Annotated in this window: 26 protein-coding genes; 12 read left to right on the top strand and 14 right to left on the bottom strand. The window is 66.5% G+C overall.

What is annotated here, in order from left to right:
• The first annotated feature begins 85 nt into the window (after window positions 1-85).
• Both FQ775_RS03130 and FQ775_RS03125 read left to right on the top strand, forming a co-directional pair.
• Window positions 86-691: an LOG family protein gene (locus FQ775_RS03130; RefSeq protein ID WP_146297378.1), complete on the top strand. Its 606-nt coding sequence runs from the start codon at window positions 86-88 to the stop codon at window positions 689-691.
• 100 nt (window positions 692-791) lie between these two features.
• A complete protein-coding gene (locus FQ775_RS03125) occupies window positions 792-2018 on the top strand; it encodes a glycerophosphodiester phosphodiesterase family protein (RefSeq protein ID WP_146297380.1) in 1227 nt (408 codons plus the stop codon).
• A gap of 52 nt (window positions 2019-2070) precedes the next feature.
• On the opposite strand, the gene rarD is transcribed toward FQ775_RS03125, so the two are convergent.
• The 7 genes from rarD to cysS all read right to left on the bottom strand — a co-directional run bounded on the left by rarD (window position 2071) and on the right by cysS (window position 8850).
• Window positions 2071-3003 carry an EamA family transporter RarD gene (rarD, locus tag FQ775_RS03120; RefSeq protein WP_146297382.1) on the bottom strand — a complete coding sequence of 311 codons (933 nt, stop codon included), beginning with the start codon at window positions 3001-3003 and terminating at the stop codon, window positions 2071-2073.
• A gap of 77 nt (window positions 3004-3080) precedes the next feature.
• A complete protein-coding gene (gene cimA / locus FQ775_RS03115) occupies window positions 3081-4700 on the bottom strand; it encodes a citramalate synthase (protein ID WP_146297384.1) in 1620 nt (539 codons plus the stop codon).
• 115 nt (window positions 4701-4815) lie between these two features.
• Window positions 4816-5775, bottom strand: a complete 960-nt coding sequence (gene pip / locus FQ775_RS03110) for a prolyl aminopeptidase (RefSeq protein WP_146301762.1) — start codon at window positions 5773-5775, stop codon at window positions 4816-4818.
• Complete coding sequence (locus FQ775_RS03105; protein WP_146297386.1) at window positions 5769-6239, bottom strand: GFA family protein; 471 nt, start codon at window positions 6237-6239, stop codon at window positions 5769-5771. The genes pip and FQ775_RS03105 overlap by 7 nt, the downstream gene beginning before the upstream one ends.
• Window positions 6232-6726, bottom strand: a complete 495-nt coding sequence (locus tag FQ775_RS03100; RefSeq protein WP_146297388.1) for a GFA family protein — start codon at window positions 6724-6726, stop codon at window positions 6232-6234. Before FQ775_RS03100 ends, FQ775_RS03105 begins: the two co-directional genes overlap by 8 nt.
• A complete protein-coding gene (locus tag FQ775_RS03095) occupies window positions 6723-7163 on the bottom strand; it encodes an endonuclease domain-containing protein (RefSeq protein WP_146297390.1) in 441 nt (146 codons plus the stop codon). Before FQ775_RS03095 ends, FQ775_RS03100 begins: the two co-directional genes overlap by 4 nt.
• A gap of 187 nt (window positions 7164-7350) precedes the next feature.
• Complete coding sequence (gene cysS, locus FQ775_RS03090; RefSeq protein ID WP_146301763.1) at window positions 7351-8850, bottom strand: cysteine--tRNA ligase; 1500 nt, start codon at window positions 8848-8850, stop codon at window positions 7351-7353.
• A gap of 410 nt (window positions 8851-9260) precedes the next feature.
• On the opposite strand from cysS, the gene FQ775_RS03085 reads away from it, so the two are divergent.
• Entirely contained in the window at window positions 9261-9425 is a 165-nt protein-coding gene (locus FQ775_RS03085) for a transcriptional regulator (protein WP_146297392.1), read from the top strand.
• A gap of 32 nt (window positions 9426-9457) precedes the next feature.
• On the opposite strand, the gene FQ775_RS03080 is transcribed toward FQ775_RS03085, so the two are convergent.
• On the bottom strand, window positions 9458-10222 hold the full coding sequence (locus FQ775_RS03080) for an SOS response-associated peptidase (protein ID WP_146301764.1): 765 nt from the start codon (window positions 10220-10222) through the stop codon (window positions 9458-9460).
• Between the two features lie 88 nt (window positions 10223-10310).
• Between FQ775_RS03080 and FQ775_RS03075 the strand changes: the two genes are divergently transcribed.
• From FQ775_RS03075 to FQ775_RS03045, 7 genes are all read left to right on the top strand, one after another.
• Entirely contained in the window at window positions 10311-10772 is a 462-nt protein-coding gene (locus FQ775_RS03075; protein ID WP_146297394.1) for an NUDIX hydrolase, read from the top strand.
• Complete coding sequence (locus FQ775_RS03070) at window positions 10769-11146, top strand: TIGR02301 family protein (protein WP_146297396.1); 378 nt, start codon at window positions 10769-10771, stop codon at window positions 11144-11146. Before FQ775_RS03075 ends, FQ775_RS03070 begins: the two co-directional genes overlap by 4 nt.
• 131 nt (window positions 11147-11277) lie before the next feature.
• The gene (locus FQ775_RS03065) at window positions 11278-11535 is read left to right on the top strand and encodes a hypothetical protein (protein ID WP_146297398.1); all 258 of its coding nucleotides are present in this window, start codon (window positions 11278-11280) and stop codon (window positions 11533-11535) included.
• Window positions 11536-11560: 25 nt separating this feature from the next.
• The gene (locus FQ775_RS03060; RefSeq protein WP_146297400.1) at window positions 11561-12370 is read left to right on the top strand and encodes a hypothetical protein; all 810 of its coding nucleotides are present in this window, start codon (window positions 11561-11563) and stop codon (window positions 12368-12370) included.
• Between the two features lie 65 nt (window positions 12371-12435).
• On the top strand, window positions 12436-12888 hold the full coding sequence (locus FQ775_RS03055; protein ID WP_146297402.1) for a hypothetical protein: 453 nt from the start codon (window positions 12436-12438) through the stop codon (window positions 12886-12888).
• A gap of 120 nt (window positions 12889-13008) precedes the next feature.
• Window positions 13009-13926: a CAF17-like 4Fe-4S cluster assembly/insertion protein YgfZ gene (gene ygfZ, locus FQ775_RS03050; protein ID WP_146297404.1), complete on the top strand. Its 918-nt coding sequence runs from the start codon at window positions 13009-13011 to the stop codon at window positions 13924-13926.
• The gene (locus FQ775_RS03045) at window positions 13926-14531 is read left to right on the top strand and encodes a YfbR-like 5'-deoxynucleotidase (RefSeq protein WP_146297406.1); all 606 of its coding nucleotides are present in this window, start codon (window positions 13926-13928) and stop codon (window positions 14529-14531) included. Before ygfZ ends, FQ775_RS03045 begins: the two co-directional genes overlap by 1 nt.
• A 7-nt stretch (window positions 14532-14538) precedes the next feature.
• Here the strand turns inward: FQ775_RS03045 and FQ775_RS03040 are convergent, their stop codons facing one another.
• The 5 genes from FQ775_RS03040 to FQ775_RS03020 all read right to left on the bottom strand — a co-directional run bounded on the left by FQ775_RS03040 (window position 14539) and on the right by FQ775_RS03020 (window position 17815).
• Window positions 14539-15234: an RNA polymerase sigma factor gene (locus FQ775_RS03040; protein ID WP_146297408.1), complete on the bottom strand. Its 696-nt coding sequence runs from the start codon at window positions 15232-15234 to the stop codon at window positions 14539-14541.
• A gap of 8 nt (window positions 15235-15242) precedes the next feature.
• On the bottom strand, window positions 15243-15668 hold the full coding sequence (locus tag FQ775_RS03035) for a plastocyanin/azurin family copper-binding protein (RefSeq protein ID WP_246730255.1): 426 nt from the start codon (window positions 15666-15668) through the stop codon (window positions 15243-15245).
• A 98-nt stretch (window positions 15669-15766) separates the two neighbouring features.
• Complete coding sequence (locus tag FQ775_RS03030) at window positions 15767-16192, bottom strand: DUF5602 domain-containing protein (RefSeq protein ID WP_146297410.1); 426 nt, start codon at window positions 16190-16192, stop codon at window positions 15767-15769.
• 166 nt (window positions 16193-16358) lie between these two features.
• Complete coding sequence (locus FQ775_RS03025; RefSeq protein ID WP_246730254.1) at window positions 16359-16892, bottom strand: GFA family protein; 534 nt, start codon at window positions 16890-16892, stop codon at window positions 16359-16361.
• Between the two features lie 59 nt (window positions 16893-16951).
• Window positions 16952-17815: a GNAT family N-acetyltransferase gene (locus tag FQ775_RS03020; protein ID WP_146297411.1), complete on the bottom strand. Its 864-nt coding sequence runs from the start codon at window positions 17813-17815 to the stop codon at window positions 16952-16954.
• 129 nt (window positions 17816-17944) lie between these two features.
• Between FQ775_RS03020 and FQ775_RS03015 the strand changes: the two genes are divergently transcribed.
• Window positions 17945-18925, top strand: a complete 981-nt coding sequence (locus tag FQ775_RS03015) for a LysR family transcriptional regulator (protein WP_146297412.1) — start codon at window positions 17945-17947, stop codon at window positions 18923-18925.
• 45 nt (window positions 18926-18970) lie between these two features.
• Here FQ775_RS03015 and FQ775_RS03010 read toward each other — a convergent pair whose 3' ends face one another.
• A complete protein-coding gene (locus FQ775_RS03010) occupies window positions 18971-19984 on the bottom strand; it encodes a GlxA family transcriptional regulator (RefSeq protein WP_146297413.1) in 1014 nt (337 codons plus the stop codon).
• Between the two features lie 159 nt (window positions 19985-20143).
• Here FQ775_RS03010 and FQ775_RS03005 point away from each other — a divergent pair, with 159 nt between their 5' ends.
• The gene (locus FQ775_RS03005; RefSeq protein WP_146297414.1) at window positions 20144-20368 is read left to right on the top strand and encodes a nickel-binding protein; all 225 of its coding nucleotides are present in this window, start codon (window positions 20144-20146) and stop codon (window positions 20366-20368) included.
• The last annotated feature ends 39 nt before the right edge of the window (window positions 20369-20407 follow it).

Genomic DNA, 20407 nt, shown 5'->3' with positions numbered 1-20407 from the left:
CGATTAGCCTGTTTTTGGCAGTGCGACAAGAAAAACGCCGTGCCGGCCTTGACGCCCACGGCGACTGTCACCACCAATCTGAAACATGAGCGACATCCACTCCATCTGCGTCTATTGCGGCTCCTCGCCGGGCAAATCTCCGCTGCACGTCGAGGCGGGCCGGCGGCTTGGCAACGCCATCGCCGATGCCGGCCTGCGGCTGGTCTATGGCGGCGGCGCCAGGGGCATCATGGGAGCCGTCGCCACCGGCGCGATGGAAGCCGGCGGCAAGGTGACCGGCATCATCCCGGAATTCCTGATGAACAAGGAAGCGACCGAAGACGCCCTTGCCCAACTCGACGAACTCGTCACCACCGAGGACATGCATCAGCGCAAGCACATCATGTTCGAGAAATCCGACGCTTTCGTGGCGTTGCCGGGCGGCATCGGCACGCTGGAGGAAATCGTCGAGATCATGACCTGGGCCCAGCTCGGGCGGCATTCTAAGCCGATCGTCTTCGCCAATCTCGACGGCTTCTGGGACCCGATGGTGTCGCTGCTCGATCACATGAAGGCGCAGGGCTTCATCCATTCGGCCGCCAATGTCCGGCCGCTGGTGCTCGATGATGTCGACGATGTCGTTCCGGCGATCCTGAACACGAGGCAGGGCAAGCACCCGGAAGGCTCGCAGGCCGTCATCGAGCGCATGTAGCGCGCCCTTGCGCGTCGTCACGAAACTGTCGCGCGCCCGCAGTCGGCCTGTCATCAGCCGCTGGTTCTGTGGTCTCTTCGCAAAGCTGCAGGAGACCATCATGATTCGCATCGCCATCGCCGCCCTCGCCATCTCGACGGCGGGAGGATCCTTGCCGGCGCTGTCGGCCGACACGGCGGCGAGCGTGCAGCTCGGCCCGCGCCCCTTCTACCTCATCGACCAGATGAGGGACGGCCCGCTCAAGGAGAAACTTGCCGCCTGCCAGGCCGGACCGTTCTCGAAATCCGACTGGTCGATCGGCCATCGCGGCGCGGCCATGCAGTTCCCCGAGCACACGCGCGAATCCTATGTTGCAGCGGCGCGCATGGGCGCCGGCATCCTCGAATGCGACGTCACCTTCACAAAGGACAAGCAGCTGGTGTGCCGGCATTCGCAGGCCGATCTGGCAACAACCACCAACATCCTCGCCACCGAGCTCGCCGGCACCTGCGTCAAGCCGTTCAAGGCGGCAGCCGGCGACGACAAGGCGTCGGCCTCCTGCCGCACCTCGGAGCTGACGCTGGCCGAATTCAGGACGCTCAGCGGCAAGATGGACGCGGGCAACGCCTCGGCGACGACCGTCGAGGCGTTCCTCGACGCCACCCCGGCATGGCGCACCGACCTCTATGCCGGCTCCGGCACACTGATGACCCATGCGGAATCGATCGAGCTCTTCAAGGCGCTAGGCGTGAAGTTCACGCCTGAACTGAAGGCGCCGGCGGTCGAGATGCCGTTCGACGGCTTCACCCAGGAGGCTTACGCGCAGGCGATGATCGACGAATACAAGGCGGCCGGCGTCGACCCGGCGGACGTCTTCGCGCAGTCGTTCCAGCTTGAAGACGTGCTCTACTGGATCGAGAACGAACCCGAATTCGGCAGGCAGGCGGTCTATCTGGACGACAGCTACGACATGGATGGCTGGTCGCACACCGACCCGTCGACATGGCCCCATTCCATGCAGGAACTCAAGGACATGGGCGTCAACTACATCGCGCCGCCGATGTGGGTTCTGGTCACGCTCGATGACGGCCGGATGGTCCCTTCCGCCTACGCCAGGGAGGCCAGGAAAGCCGACCTTAAGATCATCACCTGGACGGCGGAGCGCTCCGGCCTGCTCACGCAGGGCGGCGGTTGGTATTATCAGTCGGTCGGCGAGGTGGTCGACAATGAAGGCGATGTGTTCGAGATGATGAACGTCCTGCACGAGGATGTCGGCATTGCCGGGCTGTTCTCCGACTGGCCGGCAACGACGACCTACTACGCCAACTGCTTCGGCCTGACGAACTAGGCTTGGCCTCGGCCCGGGCGGAAAACCTGTTCCGACTTTTCATGCAATTGCCCTAAGTCGTGCCCGGCTCGATGTCCGCCAGGCGGGCGCGGCGCGCCTCGGCGAGGATCGACCAGGTGTAGATCGCCAGCGCCGCCCAGATCAGCGCGAAGGCCGCGAGTCGTACGCCGCCGAAGGGTTCGTCGAACACGAAGACGGCGATGAGGAAAATCATCGTCGGGGCGATGTATTGCATCAGGCCGATGGTCGAGAGACGCAACAGCTTGGCGCCGAAGCCGTAAAGCAGCAGCGGCACCGCGGTCGCCGGGCCGCAGGCGAGCAGCAGCGCGATGTTGCCGGGCTCGGCGAGCGCGAAATGGCTGGCGCCGGTGGTTTCCAGCCAGAACAGGTAGAAAAGCGCCGGCAGCGCCAGGATCAGCACTTCGAGGAAAAAGCCCTGGCTGGGGCCGATCGGCAGCGTCTTGCGCAGAAAGCCATAGCAGGCGAAGGAAAAGGCCAGCACCAGCGACACCCACGGAAGGCCGCCGGCCTCGACTGTCAGCAGCGCCACGGCGGCGGCGGCGAGGGCCACCGCGACAATCTGCGCCCGGGTCAGCTTCTCGCCGAGCAGCACCGCGCCCATGGCGATGCTCACCAGCGGGTTGATGTAATAGCCGAGCGAGGTCTCGACGGCGCGTCCGACGGCGATCGCCCAGACGTAGAGGCCCCAGTTGACGGTGATGAAACCCGCCGTCAGCGCCGCCATGGCGAGCGTGCGCGGCGAGCGCAGCGCCGCCTTCAGGTCGGCAGTGCGTCCGAGTGCGACCAGCACCGCGCCGGCGATCGGCACCGACCAGACGATGCGGTGCGCCACCACTTCCACTGCCGGGATGTGGCCCAGCGCCTTCATCAGCAAGGGCAGCAGGCCCCACAGGAAATAGGCGGAAAAGGCGAAGGCGAAGCCGCGCGCGGCGGCGTTGTCGGCCGGAGCCGTCTCGGTGGTCATTCGTCTCCTATGCGATGGCGACCTGCCATCGGCCAACCGCTTTCGGGCAATGGACCAGCGCGAATTTGCGGGCTGGCCTACTCCGCCGCGGCCAGCCCGGCCATCTCGCGGTTCTTCATCAGCTTGTAGACGATCGAATCCATCAGCGCCTGGAAGGAGGCGTCGATGATGTTGTCGGAGACGCCGACCGTCCACCAGCGCGCGCCGGTGCCGTCATGGCTTTCGATCAGCACGCGGGTGATCGCCTCGGTGCCGCCATTGAGGATACGGACCTTGAAGTCGACCAGCGTCATGTCGCCGATCTCGGCCTGGTATTTGCCGAGGTCCTTCCTGAGCGCGATGTCGAGCGCGTTGACCGGGCCGTGGCCCTCGGCCACCGACAGCTTCTCCTCGCCGTCGACGGTGACGCGCACGATCGCCTCCGACACCGTCTTCAGCTGTCCGTTGGCGTCGAAGCGGCGCTCGACCATGCAGCGGAAGGAATCGACCTTGAAGAAGTCCGGCACGCGGCCGAGCGTGCGCCGCGCCAGAAGCTCGAAACTGGCGTCCGCCCCCTCATAGGCGTAACCCGTCGCCTCGCGCTCCTTGACCAGCGAGATCAGCGTGTCGAGGCGCGGATCGTCCTTCGCCACCTCGATGCCGCGGCGCTTCAGTTCGGCGATGAAGTTGGATTTGCCGCCCTGGTCAGACACCATGACGCGGCGCCTGTTGCCGACCGCCTCCGGCGGCACATGCTCATAGGTCTGCGGCTCCTTGAGCAGCGCCGAGGCATGGATGCCGGCCTTGGTGGCGAAGGCCGAGGCGCCGACATAGGGCGCCTGCGGTTCCGGCGCGCGGTTCAGGAGTTCGTCGAAGGCGTGGCTGAGGCGCGAGATGTCCGCCAGCGCGTCGGACGAAAGCCCGGTCTCGAAGCGCGCCGCATAGGCTTCCTTCAGCATCAGTGTCGGGATGATGGAGACCAGGTTGGCGTTGCCGCAGCGCTCGCCGATGCCGTTCAGCGTGCCCTGCACCTGGCGCACGCCGGCCTCGATGGCGGCCAGCGAATTGGCGACCGCCTGGCCGGTGTCGTCATGGGCGTGAATGCCGAGCCTCTCGCCGGGGATGCCGGACGCGATCACCTTTTCCACGATGGCGCGGATTTCGGACGGCTGCGTGCCGCCGTTGGTGTCGCACAACACCACCCAGCGCGCGCCGGCGTCATGGGCGGTCTTCGCGCAGGCCAGCGCGTAGTCGGGATTGGCCTTGAAACCGTCGAAAAAATGCTCGCAGTCGAGCATCGCTTCCTTGCCGGCGGCAACCGCGGCCTCGACCGAGGTCCGGATGGAATCGAGGTTTTCCTCGTTGGAGCAGCCGAGCGCGACGCGGACGTGATAGTCCCAACCCTTCGCGACGAAGCAGATCGCATCGGAAGCCGAGGCGACCAGCGCGGCAAGGCCCGGATCATTGGAGGCCGAAACGCCGGCGCGCTTGGTCATGCCGAACGCGACGAAGGCCGACCGCGTCGTGCGCTTTTCGGCGAAGAACGCCGTGTCGGTCGGGTTGGCGCCCGGGTAGCCGCCTTCGACATAGTCGACGCCGAACTCGTCGAGCAGCCTGGCGATCGCGATCTTGTCCTCGACGGAGAAGTCGATGCCTGGCGTCTGCTGGCCGTCGCGCAGCGTCGTGTCGAAGAGGTAGATGCGTTCTTTGTGGCTCATTTCGGCGCCTCTCGTCGCGCGACGGATTCGCAGTTCTGTCCGTCCTCGCACGCTGCGCGGCTGCGGTCGGACGGGCCGCGCGGCGTGGTGTCGAAGAGGTCAATGCGTTCCCCGGTCATGGTCGGTCCGCGAAACGGTCGGTGGCCTCGATCAGATGATGCAGGATGCCGGGTTGCGAATAGGCATGGCCGGCGCCCTCGACGAGATGCAGCGCGGCGTCCGGCCACGCCTTGGCCAGTTCCCAGGCGTTCTTGGCCGGGCAAGGCATGTCGTAGCGGCCGTGAACGATGACCCCCGGAATGCCGGCAAGGCGGCGGGCGTCACGCAGCAACTGGCCGTCCTCGAGCCAGCCGCCATTCATGAAGAAGTGGTTTTCGATGCGGGCGAAGGCGAGCGCGAAATCGTCCTCGCCGAACCTGTCGCTGGTCGCCGGCTCCGGCAGCAGGGTGATGGTCTCGCCTTCCCAAAGGCTCCAGGCCTTGGCGGCCGCGATCTGCGCTGCCCGGTCGGTGCCCGTCAGGCGCCGGTGATAGGCCGCCATCATGTCGGAACGCTCGGCCGCGGGGATCGGCGCCAGGAAACGCTCCCATTTGTCGGGGAAGATTTCCGAGACGCCGAACTGATAATACCAGGAAAGCTCCGCCCGGGTGAGCAGATAGACGCCGCGCAGGACCAGTTCGGATACCCGCTCGGGGTGGGTCTCGGCATAAGCGAGCGCCAGCGTCGAGCCCCACGAACCGCCGAAGACCTGCCACTTTCCGACCCCCATCATGGTGCGCAGCCGCTCGATGTCCGCGACCAGATGCCAGGTGGTGTTGGCCTCGAGCGAGGCATGCGGGGTCGAGCGCCCGCAGCCGCGCTGGTCGAACAGGAGCACGTCATAACGTTCGGGATCGAACAGGCGCCGATGCGCCGGGGCGATGCCACCGCCGGGGCCGCCATGCAGGAAAACCGCCGGCTTGGCGCCCCTGGTGCCGGCGCGCTCCCAGTAGACGACATGGCCGTCGCCGACATCGAGCGTGCCGTGCTCGAACGGCTCGATCTCCGGATAAAGGCTGCGCAGGCCGCTCATGATTTCTCCTCCGGCGGCCACGTTTCGGTGTCGTGGTCGGGGTGCTGGTAGCTCTCGACCGAGGCCATGAAGGCGTCGAAGGCGGCGTTCTCACCGGCCGGCCGCCATGGCAGCGCATGCAGGCCCTCCACGAAATCCAGCTTGTCGGCCGGGTTCAGCTGGATCACGGGCGCGGCCAGCGAGGGATCGTCGAGGGCGCCGATGGCGATCTCGGTGCCGCCTTCATATTCATAGGTCAACGGCGTGCCGCATTTTTCGCAGAAGCCGCGGCGAATAACGTTGGAGCTCCGGAACCGCGCCGGCTCGCCGCGCGTCCATGCGAGCCCCTTGGCCGTCACCAGCGGCCCGTAAAAGCCGCCGAAAGCCTTCTGGCACATGCGGCAGTGGCAAAGTGATGCGCGGCCGAGCGCCGCGCAGCGGAAGCGCACCGCCCCGCACTGGCAGCCGCCGGTGACATCGTCACTCATGATCGTCCTCCGGCGGCCAGCTTTCGGTGTCATGGTCGGGATGCTGGTAACTCTGCAGTTCGCGCAGGAAATGCTCCGCCTCGACATCCTCCAGCGTGGCGTGGGCAGGCAGGCCGGGCACGCCGTCGACATAGGGCAGCTTGCTCTCCAGCCCCCATTGCACCGTCGGCGCGATCTCCTCCGGGTGGTCGAAGGCGGCGATCGCCAGCGCCACGCCGTCGGGCGCCTCATAGGTGAGCGGCGTGCCGCATTCGGCGCAGAAGCCGCGCCAGGCATGGCTTGAGGAGCGGAAGCGCTTCGGTTCGGCGCGGGTCCAGTCGAGCCGGGCGCCGCGCACCGAGACCAGCGGCAGGTAAAAATTGCCGCTCGCCTTCTGGCACATGCGGCAATGGCAGACCGAGGCGTCGCCGAGCGCGCCCTCGATGCGGAAGCGCACCGCGCCGCACTGGCAGCCGCCGGTGTAGACGGGCCGGTTGTCGAGGCTCATGACCGGTGGCTCCCATGTAGCCGTGCGGCGGAGGTCGCCTGCCCCTTGATGGGTGCGTGGCCGCGGGGCGCCTGCGCCGTCGCGTCCGCCGCCGAAAGCCCGGCGACCGTCGCGATGTGATCGCAGACACCGGCGTCATCATTCCAGAAGCGAAGAACGGTCCAGCCCAGCAGATTCAGCCGTCGGTCGCGTGCCCGATCCCGCAACGCCGCACCGGTTCTGCCATGTTGGGAGCCGTCTACCTCAACGATGATTTTTCTGGCCGGACACGCAAAGTCGACGATGTATCCGCTTATCGGCATCTGCCGGCGGAAGCCAAGCCTCATCAGCCTGTGACCGCGCAACTCGCTCCAAAGCTTCAGTTCGGCCTCTGTCATTACCTTGCGCATCTTGCGCGCGTTGGCACGGTGCGTGGCGGGAACACGATAGTGGCTCACGGCGCACCCCCCTCTGGCCTGCCGGCCATCTCCCCCTCGAGGGGGGAGATCGGCTGTCGCTGTCGGCCAAGGCAATCGCTACCGCCAGCGCCGAGGCGCCAACGCTGGAGCTGCCAATCTCCCCCCTTGAGGGGGAGATGTCGGCGCAGCCGACAGAGGGGGGTGTCTTTGAAAACGTGCCCTGCCCTCACCGCTTCACCTCCCAGGTGGTGACGCGCTCGCCGGTCTCGGGGTCCTTGCCGTCCTTGAGCTGGATGCCCTGCGCCAGCAACTCGTCGCGGATGCGGTCGGCCTCGGCCCAGTTTTTTTCGCGGATGAAGGCGAGGCGATCCTCTATTCTTGCGTCGATAATCAGCTTGGTATCGTCGTCGACTTCATTCAACCACCGCGTAAAGATCTCATAAGCAGGCAGCAGCCCGAGGAATCGCAATGTGGCATTTAGGCTCGCGTGCGAAACTCCGTCCGATGCATTTCCCGGGTTGGCCAGATGATCCAAATCGCTAATCGCTGGCCAGAAGCTTAGATCGTCCAATAGGTGGGAAATCACGGACGAAGAAACCAAGTCGTCTGATGGTTCGTCGCGGAGATATGCGCTCTTAAGCCAGCGTATCAGCTTCTTCTCCGCCTCCTCCAGCCGCCGCACCGAAAAGTCGATCGGCTCGCGGTAGTGCGTCATCAGCATGGCGAGCCGCAGCACCTCGCCCGGCCACTTTCGCCCGCCGAACTTTTCGGTGTGCAGGAGATCGTGGATGGTGACGAAATTGCCCTCCGACTTCGACATCTTGCGGCCCTCGACCTGCAGGAAGCCGTTGTGCATCCAGTAATTGGCCATGACCTCCGTGCCGTGGGCGCAGCGCGACTGGGCGATCTCGTTCTCGTGGTGCGGGAAGATCAGGTCGAGCCCGCCGCCATGGATGTCGAAGACTTTGCCCAGATGGTGCTGGCTCATCACCGAGCATTCGATGTGCCACCCAGGTCGACCGCGAATACCAAGCGTGTTCGAATTCAGTCGCAACGCATCGCGGTTGTCATCTGACAGTTCAAACGTCGCATCCCATCCCGGTTCGTTATCGTGGCTTTCCTTCCAAAGAACAAAATCCCCGGGATTACGCTTGTGATCCTTGGCCTCGATCCGAGCACCGGCTTGCTGGTCTTCCAAGCGGCGGCGTGACAGCTGTCCATACTCCGGCATGGAAAGAACGTCGAAAAGAGCCTCGCGTCCGTCTTGACCATGGGCGACATAGGCATGGCCCCGATCCAACAACGTCTGAATCATCGCCACCATGCCGTCGATGTGCTCGGTCGCCCGCGGTTCGAAGGTCGGCTCCAGGCAGCCGAGCGCCTTCACGTCCTCGTGGTACTGGCGCGCGGTCTTTTCGGTGACGTTTCGGATCGCCTCGTTGAGCGGCAGGTCGGGGAAGTCGCGCCGGGCGCGGTCGTTGATCTTGTCCTCGACGTCGGTGATGTTGCGCACATAGGTGACGTGGTCTTCGCCATAGAGATGGCGCAGCAGCCGGAACAGCACGTCGAAGACGATGACCGGGCGCGCATTGCCGATATGGGCATAGTCGTAGACCGTCGGCCCGCAGACATACATGCGCACATTGTCCGGGTCGATCGGGAGAAAATCCTCCTTCGCCCGGGTCAGCGTGTTGTAGAGGCGAAGTCCGCGAAAAGCCTCTGGCATGCAATCGTCCCCTTCATCGGCCGCCGGCGCCATCCGCCCGGCGGCAAGCCGCAATCCGTCGCCCGCCGACTGGCCGGGGCGTTTTTCTCAACCTTGATGAGGGGCGAAAACGACCGGGCCAGCGTGTGGCTAGCCGCAAATGCAAATGCCGGTAATGGCGCGCATCGTTTTCATGGGCGGCTTTATCGCCCCGGCAGGCGCGGGCGTCAAGCCGTATCCGGCCCGTGCCGCGCCCACCGGAACTGTTGTCGCCATGCAACATCGGCGCCGGAAGGAAACCTCCCGTTAAGCGGAATCGCGAGACCATCAGGAACAGTGCGGCAGCCGCCACGTTTCCGTCGTAATCACCCATCAAGTGCGCGGCCGCTCAGCGGTTGTCGCGAGCAGAAAAAGACACGGGTACGACAACGATGTCACGCACCACCACCGACGCCGAACGCGAGCGCAAGCGCGCCGAGGCCGAAGCGCTCACCAGCAACTACCGCGCCATTGGCCCGGCCGCCGTCCTGGCCGCGCTGATCTGCCTGAAGTCCAAGGACGAGCGCCCGTCGCTGGCCGGCAGCCGCGCGGCCTGAACAGGCCGCGGCCTGCGGCCTTTCGCGGCCGGTCAGAACAGCGTCAGCTGTCCCTGACCGCCCGGCTTGGCCGCCTCGGCTTCCGCCTCCGTGGCCTGCGCCGCGGGCTCGACCCGCTCCAGGATGTCGGGCCCGGTGTTGGCTACCTTGTTGACCTTGTCGGATATCGGGATCGCCTCGAAGAAACCTGGCTCCACTGGCTGGAGCAGGTCGGCGACGTCGCGCGGCTCCTGGTTGCGGCAGTCGAGCCAGCGGGAAAAGTGCTCGGGCCTGATCACCACCGGCATGCGGTGGTGGATCGCGGCAAACTCGGCATTGGCGCCGGTGGTCAGGATGGCCCCGGTGTCGATCTCCGAGCCGCCGGGCTCCGACCAGGTCTCCCAAAGGCCGGCAAAGGCGACGACGCCGCCATCGCGCGGCCGGACGTAATAGGGCTGCGCGGCCTTCTTGCCTTCGCGCTTCCACTCGAAGAACCCCGACGCCGGCACCAGTGAGCGGCGATGGCGCATGGCCGCCTTGAAGGCGGGCTTTTCGGCCGCGGTCTCCGAGCGCGCGTTGATCAGGAGCGGCATGTCCTTCGGGCTCTTGGCCCATGACGGGATGAATCCCCAGCGCACCAAGAGCGCCTGCCGGTCGGGCAAGTTCGAGCCCGGCTGTCGCGGCGGGCCGGCGACCGCCATCAGGATCGGCTCGGTCGGCGGGATGTTGTAGCGTGGCGGAAACGCGTCCAGTTCCATGAGGCCCAGGTAGGCCGCCACCTCGTCGGGGCTCACCGCCAATGTGTATCGTCCGCACATCGGCGCAAACTCGCCGCCGTGCCCCTGCGCGTCAAGCCGCAATGCGGCAAGCATTGCGCGCGGCCGGCGTCGCGGCTAACGCTGGGGCATGCCCGATCCCGAACAGGCCCAGGCCGCCGTTTCCGTAGCGCTGAGGCGCGGCGAACGCCTGCTCCTGGTCCGGCGCGGGCGCGCGCCGTCGCAGGGCCTCTATGCCTTTCCGGGCGGACGCGTCGAACCCGGGGAGACGCTGGAAGAGGCGGCACGGCGCGAGCTTTTCGAGGAGACGGGCCTCTCGACCGGGCGGCTGACCATCCATGCAGTGGTGGAGATCGAGCGCTCCGAAAGCGCCTTCCCGCCCTATCGCCTGACGGTCTTTCGTGCCGACCATGCCGGCGGCGAGCCAGTGGCAGGCGACGACGCCGAGGCCGTCGGCTGGTTTACGCTGGAGGAGGCGGTGCAACTGCCGATGCCGGCTTCCATGCATGAGGCGGTGCTGGCCATGCTGGCACCTCCCGGGACCACGGGTCTTGCTGGTGACAAAATCGACGTGCAGAACGGCAGCGCATGATCAGACCCCGCCTTCTTCCCTCATTCCTCGTGCTCGCCGCGGCCCTCGCCGCCGCGCAGCCGGCGCGCGCCGTCGACGCCCCCTATGAGGAGCGACTGATGCGGCTCAGCGAAGTGCTGGGCTCGCTCCACTATCTGCGCAATCTGTGCGGGGAGACCGGCAATCTGTGGCGCGAACAGATGGAAGCGCTGCTGGCCAGCGAGAACCCGACGCCGGACAAGCGGGCCCGTTTCGTCGCCCGCTTCAATCGCGGCTACCGCTCCTTCGCGGCCACCCACGTGACCTGCACGGAATCGACCCGCGAGGCGATCAAACGCTACATGAAGGAGGGCGAAGAGCTCTCGCGCGACATCGCCGTCATGTTCGGCAATTAGCAGATCGTTAACTTTTTCGGCAGGCGCGGCGTGCAAGCCACGATGCATGTGCTAAAAGATTAACGGGACATTAAGGGACGACGGGCGGATGCCGCGCGATTCGCGGCACCGTTGAAAGGGTGGAATGCTGCATGGAACATGGTAGCGGCGAAATCGACGCGCTGATCCGCGAGGAAAAGCGCCTGACCGCGATCGAGAGTCAAACCGAGGCCTGGGCCGAGGGCCTTTCCGCCGGGATCGAACCGGAAATCATTGCCGAGGCGGCACTCACCACGGCTTTCGAGGAATTGCTGCGCAGCTGCAACGAGGACATCGCGCTGAGCCTGATCGAAAGGATCCGCGAAAAGGTTGTCAGCGGCGAATTCGACGCGGGCCGCGCCTGCCACTGATGCTATCGGGGACGACGCCCTGGCGATGACATCGGCTCCGGCACCCTCAGAGCAGAGCTTCTTCCTGACGATGCGGGTCGCGGTTCTGGCCGCGCTGGCATGCGCGCCGCTCGGCCTTGCCAGCAACGCCTACGCCACGCCGCGCGATGTTCTTGCACTCAGCGAAATCAAGCGCGACGAGGTGCCGGCAGAAGCGGCAGAGACCGAGGACCCGGCCGCGATGCCGGAGCAGCCGGCGCCGGTCGACACGGTGCCGATGCCCGACCCGATCGAGCGGCTGCCGCTGCCCCAGGCCACCGAGCCGGCCCCGGAGAGCGGGACCGACAGCGAGGAGGCCGGCGAGCCGGACACGATCGCGAGCGAGCCGCTGCCCGAGATCATCCACGACCTCGACCGCCTGCCCGAGCCGGTGCGGCGCATGCGGGCGCTGATCATGGAAGCCTGCGCAAGCGGCGACCTCGAGGCCCTGCGGCCGCTGATCGGTCCCGGGCCGAACGGAACCCAGCTTTCCTTCGGCGGCCCGGTCGACGATCCGATCGCCTACCTGCAGGACGTCTCCGGCGATGGCGGCGGCCAGGAGATCCTCGCCATCCTGCTCGAGGTGCTGGATGCCGGCTTCGTCCATCTCGAACCCGGCACGGCCAACGAAATCTATGTCTGGCCCTATTTCTATTCGATGCCGCTCGACGGGCTGACGCCGCCGCAGCGCGTCGAACTGTTCAAGATCGTCACCGCCGGCGACTACGAGGACATGAAGAATTTCGGCGGTTACAATTTCTACCGCGTCGGCATCAATCCCGACGGCCGCTGGCTGTTCTTCGTCGCCGGCGACTGAGTCCCGCCGTCCGGCCTTGCATGCCGCAACCTGGCCCCCATATGAAAATTGCCGGAGGGAGGCCGATGGACACCTACGAAGAGACCGTTCCGTCGCATGACCGCGCGCTGCGCACGCAGCGCAAGACCAGCCGCGGCAGACTCTTCCGCCGCGTCGCCATCTTCCAGTTCAAGCTTTTCGCCGACGGCCTGCGCGACATCGTGATGAGCCCGCTGTCGATCGTGGCGGCGATCGCCGGCGCCATTTCCTCGCGCGATCCCGATGTCTATTTCGACCGGCTGATGCATTTCGGCCGCGACACCGATCGCTGGATCAACCTGTTCGAACTGCACGATCCGGAGCGTCGCGACACGACCACGCTCGACACCATCGCCGACGATCTGGAGGAGGCGGTGAGGCGCGATTATGCCGGCGGCGGCGTCAGCGCCCAGGGAGCGGAACGGCTGCGCGCGCTCGCGCAACAGTTGCGCCGGCGCGGTGCGCGCCCTGCCGGGGGCGAGGCCCCGGCCGGCGACTGAGCGGTCGCTGCCGCGTCAGCATGGGACAGCAAACCGTCGCTATCATGGCGTTGCGGCTTGTCGCCCTGCTGCGGCAGGCTTAGGTAGAGCCTGAACCCCAACCGACACCGCAGTTTCACCATGCCCTCGATCGACCTGCCCGACCGCGCCATCATTTCCGTTTCCGGTCCCGATGCCGAGCACCTGCTCCAGAATATCCTCACCACCGACCTCGGCGCGCTCGGCCAGGGCGAGGCCAAACCGGGCGCACTGCTGACCCCGCAAGGCAAGATCCTGTTCGACTTCATGATCGTGCGCGAGGGCGCCGACGGCTTCCTGATCGAGTGCCGGAGCGACATCGCGGAGGATTTCCGGCGCCGGCTGAGGCTCTACAAGCTGCGCGCCAAGGCCGACATTACGACGCGAGAACAAAGCGTTGTGAGCGTTTCCTGGCAGAATGATTCTGATAGTTTGCAGAATGAGTCAGGTTCCTCGCAAACCGATTCAGCTTCTTCACAACCCGATTCAACCGGCTATCGCGACACCCGCTTCCCCGAGGCGCTGGCCGTGCAGCGCAGTTTCGGCGACCGCGCCACCGCCGGGATCCCACCGGAGGCGATCGAGGCCTGGACGGCGTTGCGCGTTGCCCATGGCGTTGCCGAGAGCGGCAGCGACTACGAACTCGGCGATGCCTTCCCGCACGACGTGCTGCTCGACCAGAATGGCGGGCTGGGGCTGAAGAAGGGCTGCTATGTCGGCCAGGAGGTGGTCAGCCGCATGCAGCATCGCGGCACCGCACGCCGGCGCGTGCTGATCGTAAAGGGCGAGACCGCCCTGCCCGCGCCCGGCACGGCCGTGACGACCGCCGGCCGCGCCGCCGGCACACTCGGAACGGTTGCAGGCAAAACAGGACTCGCAATCCTGCGCATCGACCGCGTGAAGGAAGCCATCGACGCCGGCGAGCCGGTGCTGGCCGGCGACGTACCGGTCACCGCGTCGATCCCGCCCGGTGCCCGCTTCGGGTTTCCCCAAGCTGCTGCCGGCGAGGCCGGAGCGTGATGGCCGACCGCGCCGGAGCGCCGCCGAGGGCCTGGCAGCGCATGCTGTCGGGACGCCGGCTCGACCTGCTCGACCCCTCGCCGCTCGACATCGAGATTGCCGACATCGCGCACGGGCTGGCGCGCGTGGCGCGCTGGAACGGCCAGACGCATGGCGACCACGCCTTCTCGGTCGCGCAGCACTCGCTGCTGGTCGAGCACATCTACCGGCTGCGCCATCCCAACGCAGCGCCAACCGCGCTGCTCGCGGCGCTGCTGCACGACGCGGCCGAATATGTCATCGGCGACATGATCTCGCCGTTCAAGGCGGTGGTCGGCGGCGGCTACAAGGCCGTGGAGCAACGCCTGCAGGCGGCGGTCCACCGCCGCTTCTCGCTCCCGGAGCGGGCGGAGAGGCTGAAGACCTCGATCAAGCGCGCCGACCAGGTCGCCGCCTGGTACGAGGCAACCGAACTCGCGGGCTTCGCGGTCGAGGAGGCGAACCGCTTCTTCGGACGGCCGCGCGGCATCTCCGCCGACGCCCTCGACCTCAGGCCGTTGCCTGCCAAGACCGTGCAGAAGGCGTTTCTTGCCCGCTTCGATGCGATCGAGGCGCTGCACACCTGACGGCGAGCTACGCCCTCGCCTGCTTCAGCGACCGCACTACCCGCCCGGCCATCCTGTCGCAGCGGCTGCCGGCGAAGGGAAACAGGTCCGGCAGGCTTTCGGCGGCATGGCGGGCAAGGCCGGCGCGCATCATGCCGCGCGCACGATGCAGTCTGGTCCTGACGGTCGCCGGCTTGATGTCGAGGTGACCGGCGGTCTCCTCCACGCTCATGCCCTCGATGTCGCGCAGTATGAAGACGATGCGGAACGCATCGGGCAACTCCTCGACGACCTGCTGCAAGAGTTCGCGTACCTGTGACCGGCCCATGGCCTGCTCCGGGTTCGGTTGGACGGCTGGGAAGGCGATCACACGCGCGGCCCCGCCGTTTTCGCTCTCCGCCGCTTCCAGAGGCAGCGCCGGCCTTCGCCGCCGCCGGCGCGCCAGCGCGGCGTTGATGGCGATGCGGGTAATCCAGGTCGCGAAGCTCGACCGGCCATGAAAGCGGTCGAGGGCCGAGAAAGCGCTGACATGCGCCTCCTGCACCACATCCTCGGCCTCGGCGTCGTCGCGCAGCACGGCCCGCGCCACCCGGTAGAGCCGACGGTTGTAGCGCTGGACGAGGATGCGGACGGCGGCCTCGTCGCCACCGCGGGCGAGATCGACCAGGGCCGTCTCGTCCAGCCGGACGGCGTCGGCGCCCATGTGTCTAGCCAGTGCCTGCATGACGTTTTCTAACCCTCGCGCACGATGCCGGATTGCATGATCGCCTCGACGGACGGAAACCTGTCCAGGGCAGCGTGCGGCAGCGCCCCCTCCGTGTCTCCACCGCCGGCATAGTCCTGCCAGCCGCGCGGCGGCTCGCCGACGACGATCCGCCCGACCATGCCGGCATGCTCGTGCGGCACACAGTAGAAATCATAGACGCCGGGGACGGTCAGTGTCACCGCGAAGACCTCGTCCGGCAGCAGATAGTCCGAGTCCCAGGGCTCGGCGCCGTCGGGGATGCGCCTTGGCCGGTCCAGAAGGTCCGGATGATAGGCGGTCGCCGTGTGGCTGTTGCCGGCATCGCGATTGACCCAGCGTACCCTGGCACCGGGGGCGACATGCAGCCCGACAGGATCGAAGCCGACGCGCGAGCCGTCGCTGTTGCCAACCATTGCGATTTCGGCTGTTCTGCCTGCGCCGAAGGCCGGGCGGAGGAGCAGGCCGGCGGCGAAACCGCCGCCGAGCCCGAGCAGAGTGCGCCGCGTGACGATCACTGCGCCACCCGCGCTTCTTCCGCGGCCGGAACGTGCCACAGCACGATATGCGCGTGTGGCATCTCCACGCCCGGATGGCCGGCATTGTGATAGACGTCGATGTGATCGACGCTGCCGGCCGGCGAAAGGAGGTCGTCGAAGCGCTTGTCCGGGTCGGCGAGGTCGTCGACCGGCAGCATGTAGATGGTGCTCACCAGTTCCCCGTCGCGGTCATAGGCGAGGAACGGCCCGGCCGGCAGGGTCGACGGGTCGACGAAAAGCTGGCCGAGGCCCGGAATGAAGTCGGGCAGCTTCACCAGCCCGGAGACAGCCTGGTAGGCACCGCCGGGAGGCGACTTGGCGATCTCGGCCGGGACGTCGTTCGCGAGCGCGGCGAACGATCCGGCGAGCAGGAAGGCGAGCGAGGCGGATAGGGTCTTCATGACGGCAATCTCCCGTGGACGATCCCCGCACAACGCGGGGATTTCGGTCCATTGGATGCCGCCGTTGCGAAAACGTTCCCGGATTTCTTGCCGGGCGGACCGCGTCTGCGATCCGGGCGCCGCCGAGCCACACGACGAGAAACGCGCCTTTCCCGTCCGTACCAGGTCAGAACAGCTGCGGATCTTCCGGCAGCAGTTCGCCGGACCCGCCGGCATGCGCCGGGAAATCACGCAGTTTCGGCAGGCCGTCATGGATCGGGAGCACGGTGTCGGCATAGTTGAGATGCACCGAGGGCTCGAACTTCACGCTCGGCAGGATGGCAGCAAAGACGTCCGTGAAACCGAGGCCGGGATGGCCTGTCATCACGTTGCCGCCGCACTTCGTGCAGAATTGCCGGTCGCTCATGCCGGTCTTGTTGAAGTGGCCCAGATGTTCTTCGCCCCGCACGACCCGCACCTGCTCCGCCTTCCACAGCGTGAAGGCATTGAGGGGCGCTCCGGTGAAGGAGCGGCAGGAACTGCAATGGCAATACCCCATTTCCAGCGGCGTGCCCTTTGCCTCGATCTCCACGGTGCCGCAAAAGCAGCGGCCACGATGCAAACCGTCGCTCGCGGCGGTCTGGCCCACGTCGCCCGTGCTCGCGACCGTACCGGCAGATGCGCCGGGCGCCACGTCACAGCCTGTTGCCATGTCATCCATCATGATTTCCTTTCTCTGGGAGGATGTCGTCCGGCCGCGCCGGACCGCCCGTTTTCGGCTCAATAGAAGACCGAGGGCATGTAGACGCCCGCCGGGGTGTCATATCGTCCGCGCGTCATAAGCGTCATCGGCTTGGTCGCACGCAGACCGAGCGCCAGGCAGCGGCGGAAGAGCTTTTCCTGGCGGGTGGGCAGCAGGAACGACAGCGGAGCGCCGGCAAGCCGTGCCGCGCCGAGAAGCAACTCCTCCATGTCATCGGTCGTCGCGGCGACGGCATGGCTGATGATCCAGCGCAAGGGCTCGGTAGCGTAGGCGACGACACGCCCTTCCCTGACGGCGACCATCGGCGCGAGATCGCGCACGGCATCGACCAGTTCGGAGCGACGCGAAAAGCCATGCACGCGCTTGCAGAGCGCGTCGCAGGCATCGATGTCCTCCTCCAGCAGCGGCCGGACCTCGACGTCGCCCTTGGCCTTGCCGTCGGGCGTGCCGGCCATCACCACCACCGGCTCGCGCACGGCAAAGCCCAGTGAGGCATAAAGGCCGAGCGATCCCATGTTGAAGCCGTCCTGCAGCAGGCGCACGCTGTCGGCTCCGTTGCCGCGCTCGATCACCGCCTGCATCAGGCGTCGCCCGGTGCCGTCGCCCTGGAAGCCGGGGGCGACCGTGATCGGGCCGACGCCGCGCACGGAATCGCTCTCCTTGAGGAAGTTGGAGCCGATGATCCGGCCGTCACGCTCGGCCACCACGCCATAGGTGGTGCCGGATCGAGTGAGTGCGGCTGCCAGGCCGATGGCCGCCTCCGCCGAGGGAAAATCGGGCTCGAAGCCGTGCCTGTGGGCGACAGCCGCGAACGCCTCGTACATGATGCGGCCGCAAGCTTCGGCATCCGCCGGAACGGCTGCTCGTATCTGTGTCGTCATGATCGTTTCTCGTCCAATCGGTCCATGCCGCCCGTCTCTGGCGGCGGGCGCGACTGATACGCCCGAGGGTGGCACCGGGCCATCAGCGATTGTGGCGCTTGTCGCGGCAAAAATGCATAATCCCGCGCCATGATCGACTGGAACGATTTGCGCTATTTCCTCGCCATCGCGCGCTCCGGCAGCACGGCGGCGGCCGGCCGGCAGCTTGGCGTCAACCAGTCCACGGTGGTGCGCCGTCTCGCCGCACTCGAGGCCGGGCTTGGTCTGAGGTTGTTCGAGAAGCAGCGGCAGGGCTACCGCCTGACCCCCGAAGGCGAGGCGCTGGTCGCCAACGCCGGTTCGGTCGAAACCGCCGTTCTGGAACTGACACGACGCGCGGCCGCGCTCGACAGCACGCTCACCGGCTCGCTGCGGGTTTCGGCCGTCGCCCTGGGGCTGGTGCCGCGGCTGATCCGCGAATTCGAGCGGCATCATCCGGACATCAAGGTCAGCCTGATGATCGAGGAAAGATACGCCGACCTCGGCGCCGGCGAGGCGGATGTCGCCCTCAGGGCAGGTCCGCCGGGGAGCAGCACCCTGGTCGGTCGAAAACTGAGCGACCAGACCTGGGCCGTCTACGCGACCGGCGACTATGTCGAACGCCACGGCGCTCCAGCCACGCCCGACGACCTCAACGCTCACCGTGTCATCGGCTTCGAAGGCGTCATCGAAGACATCACCGCCGCCCGCTGGCTGCGGGAAGTCGCGCCGCGTTGCGAGATCACCACCCGCAGCAACAGCGTGCTGGGGCTGCTGCAGGCTGCAAAGGCGGGTTTCGGGCTGGCACTGCTGCCCTGCCAGATCGGGGACCCGGAGGAAGACCTGGTCCGGGTGCTCGACCCGCAACCGGGCCTGACCGGCGGACTGTGGATCCTCACCCATCCAGACCTTCACAAGCGGCCGAAGGTGCGGGTCTTCTTCGACTTCATGGCGCAGGCGATCGTCAAGCACCGCCCGCTATTGCTCGGGCAGACACGTCCGCTTCGCGGCAGTGGGCCGGCATTGCCGCCGCCCGCGCGGGAACCGGCAACCGAAGGCCACCCCGATGCCCGGCCGGGGAGCGACCTCTAGCGCACGCAGGCCGACATGATCGGATCGCAGCGGGCCGCAGGGGCCTCATCCGCTGGACTGCCGCAGCCGAAAACGCTCGCGGTAGGCGGATGGCGTCAGTCCGCTGTGGCGCTTGAAGACGCGCCGGAAATGGGCGGTGTCTTCGTAACCAACCTTGAGACCAGCCTGCTGGACCGAAGGCTCGCCGTCCTCGAGCAACTGCCTGGCGGCGGCGACACGGATCATCTGCAGGTATTCGCCCGGAAGGTGTCCGGTGGCCGCCTTGAAGCGGCGGACAAGCGTCCTCGGGCTCATTCCGACTTGGCGCGCCACATCTTCGGTGGGCGGACAGTCACGGAAATTGGCATGCAGATATTCCTCGACGTCCCTCACCCGTGGATCGCCGTGACTTCGCGCGACAGGGAGAAATGCATAGCCGGACTGGTGAAGGCGCGGCATGTCGAGAATGAGCGCCTTGGAGCATTGGATCGCGACCTCGCGTCCGCATAACCGCTCGACCAGGTAAAGGCTCAGATCGGTCGATGCGTTGACGCCACCGCCGCAGAAAAGACCCTGGTCTTCAGTAATCAGGAGGTCCGTGCGCCAGTCGACATCCGGGTAGCGGTGCCGGAAATCCTCCGCCACCCCCCAGTGGGTTGTGGCGCGACGGCCATCGAGCAGCCCGGCCTCGGCGAGAAAGGCAACGCCGGAACAAACGCCGGCCAGCATCGCGCCGCGCCGGCGCCAGTCGAGAAGCCACGGCAACACGCCGCGATGGCGGTCGATCCATTGTGACGGCGTCGGGCCGGATGCCGACACGAACACGACATCGGCATGGCTAACGTCGTGGATGCTTGCATCCGGCTGTATCTTCAGCCCGTAGGCGCTTTCGATCGGGGCGCCATCCACCGAGACCATGGTCACCCGGAAGCGTGGCCGGACCGGGCGGCCGCTCATCTCGTTCCACATCTTGCCGGCGGCGGCAAAGACCTCGATCGGCCCGACCGCGGTCGACGCGTAGCCGTCGTTGGCAAGCAGGATCGCAACGTCGAGCACAGGCTTGCGGCTTGTCTCAACCATGGTCCCGATTATCGGGCAGCGAGCCGAAATTTCCAGACCCCGAAGGCAGATCGGCAGATTTGCCACCGTTCAATGTCGGGATCGTCCACTTCAGGCCAGCGTACGACAGGGCCATTCTTCCTTTCATGGTCACAAGGGCCGCAACCGAGGAGAATCGAAATGGACCTTTATGTCATCCGCCGTCGCGGCATGTGGGCGAACGAAACGGAAATGGAGGCTGCCGCCGCGGAGTCGGCGCGGGTCGGCGAAGAAATGACCGACCGGGTGCGCTGGATCCGCTCCTATGCGGTGAAGGAGGACGACGGCCGCGTCGGATCGGTGTGCATCTATGAGGCCCGCGATCCCGACGCGATCCGCGAACATGGCCGCAGGATCGGCGCCTAAAGCGAAGACTTTCAGCCGGTCGCCACGACGGCGATCGTT

Origin of the sequence: Nitratireductor mangrovi (assembly GCF_007922615.2) — a bacterium.
Taxonomy (GTDB): domain Bacteria; phylum Pseudomonadota; class Alphaproteobacteria; order Rhizobiales; family Rhizobiaceae; genus Mangrovimarina; species Mangrovimarina mangrovi.
Note: the sequence above shows the minus strand (reverse complement) of the source record. Positions and strands in the feature narration are given on the sequence as shown.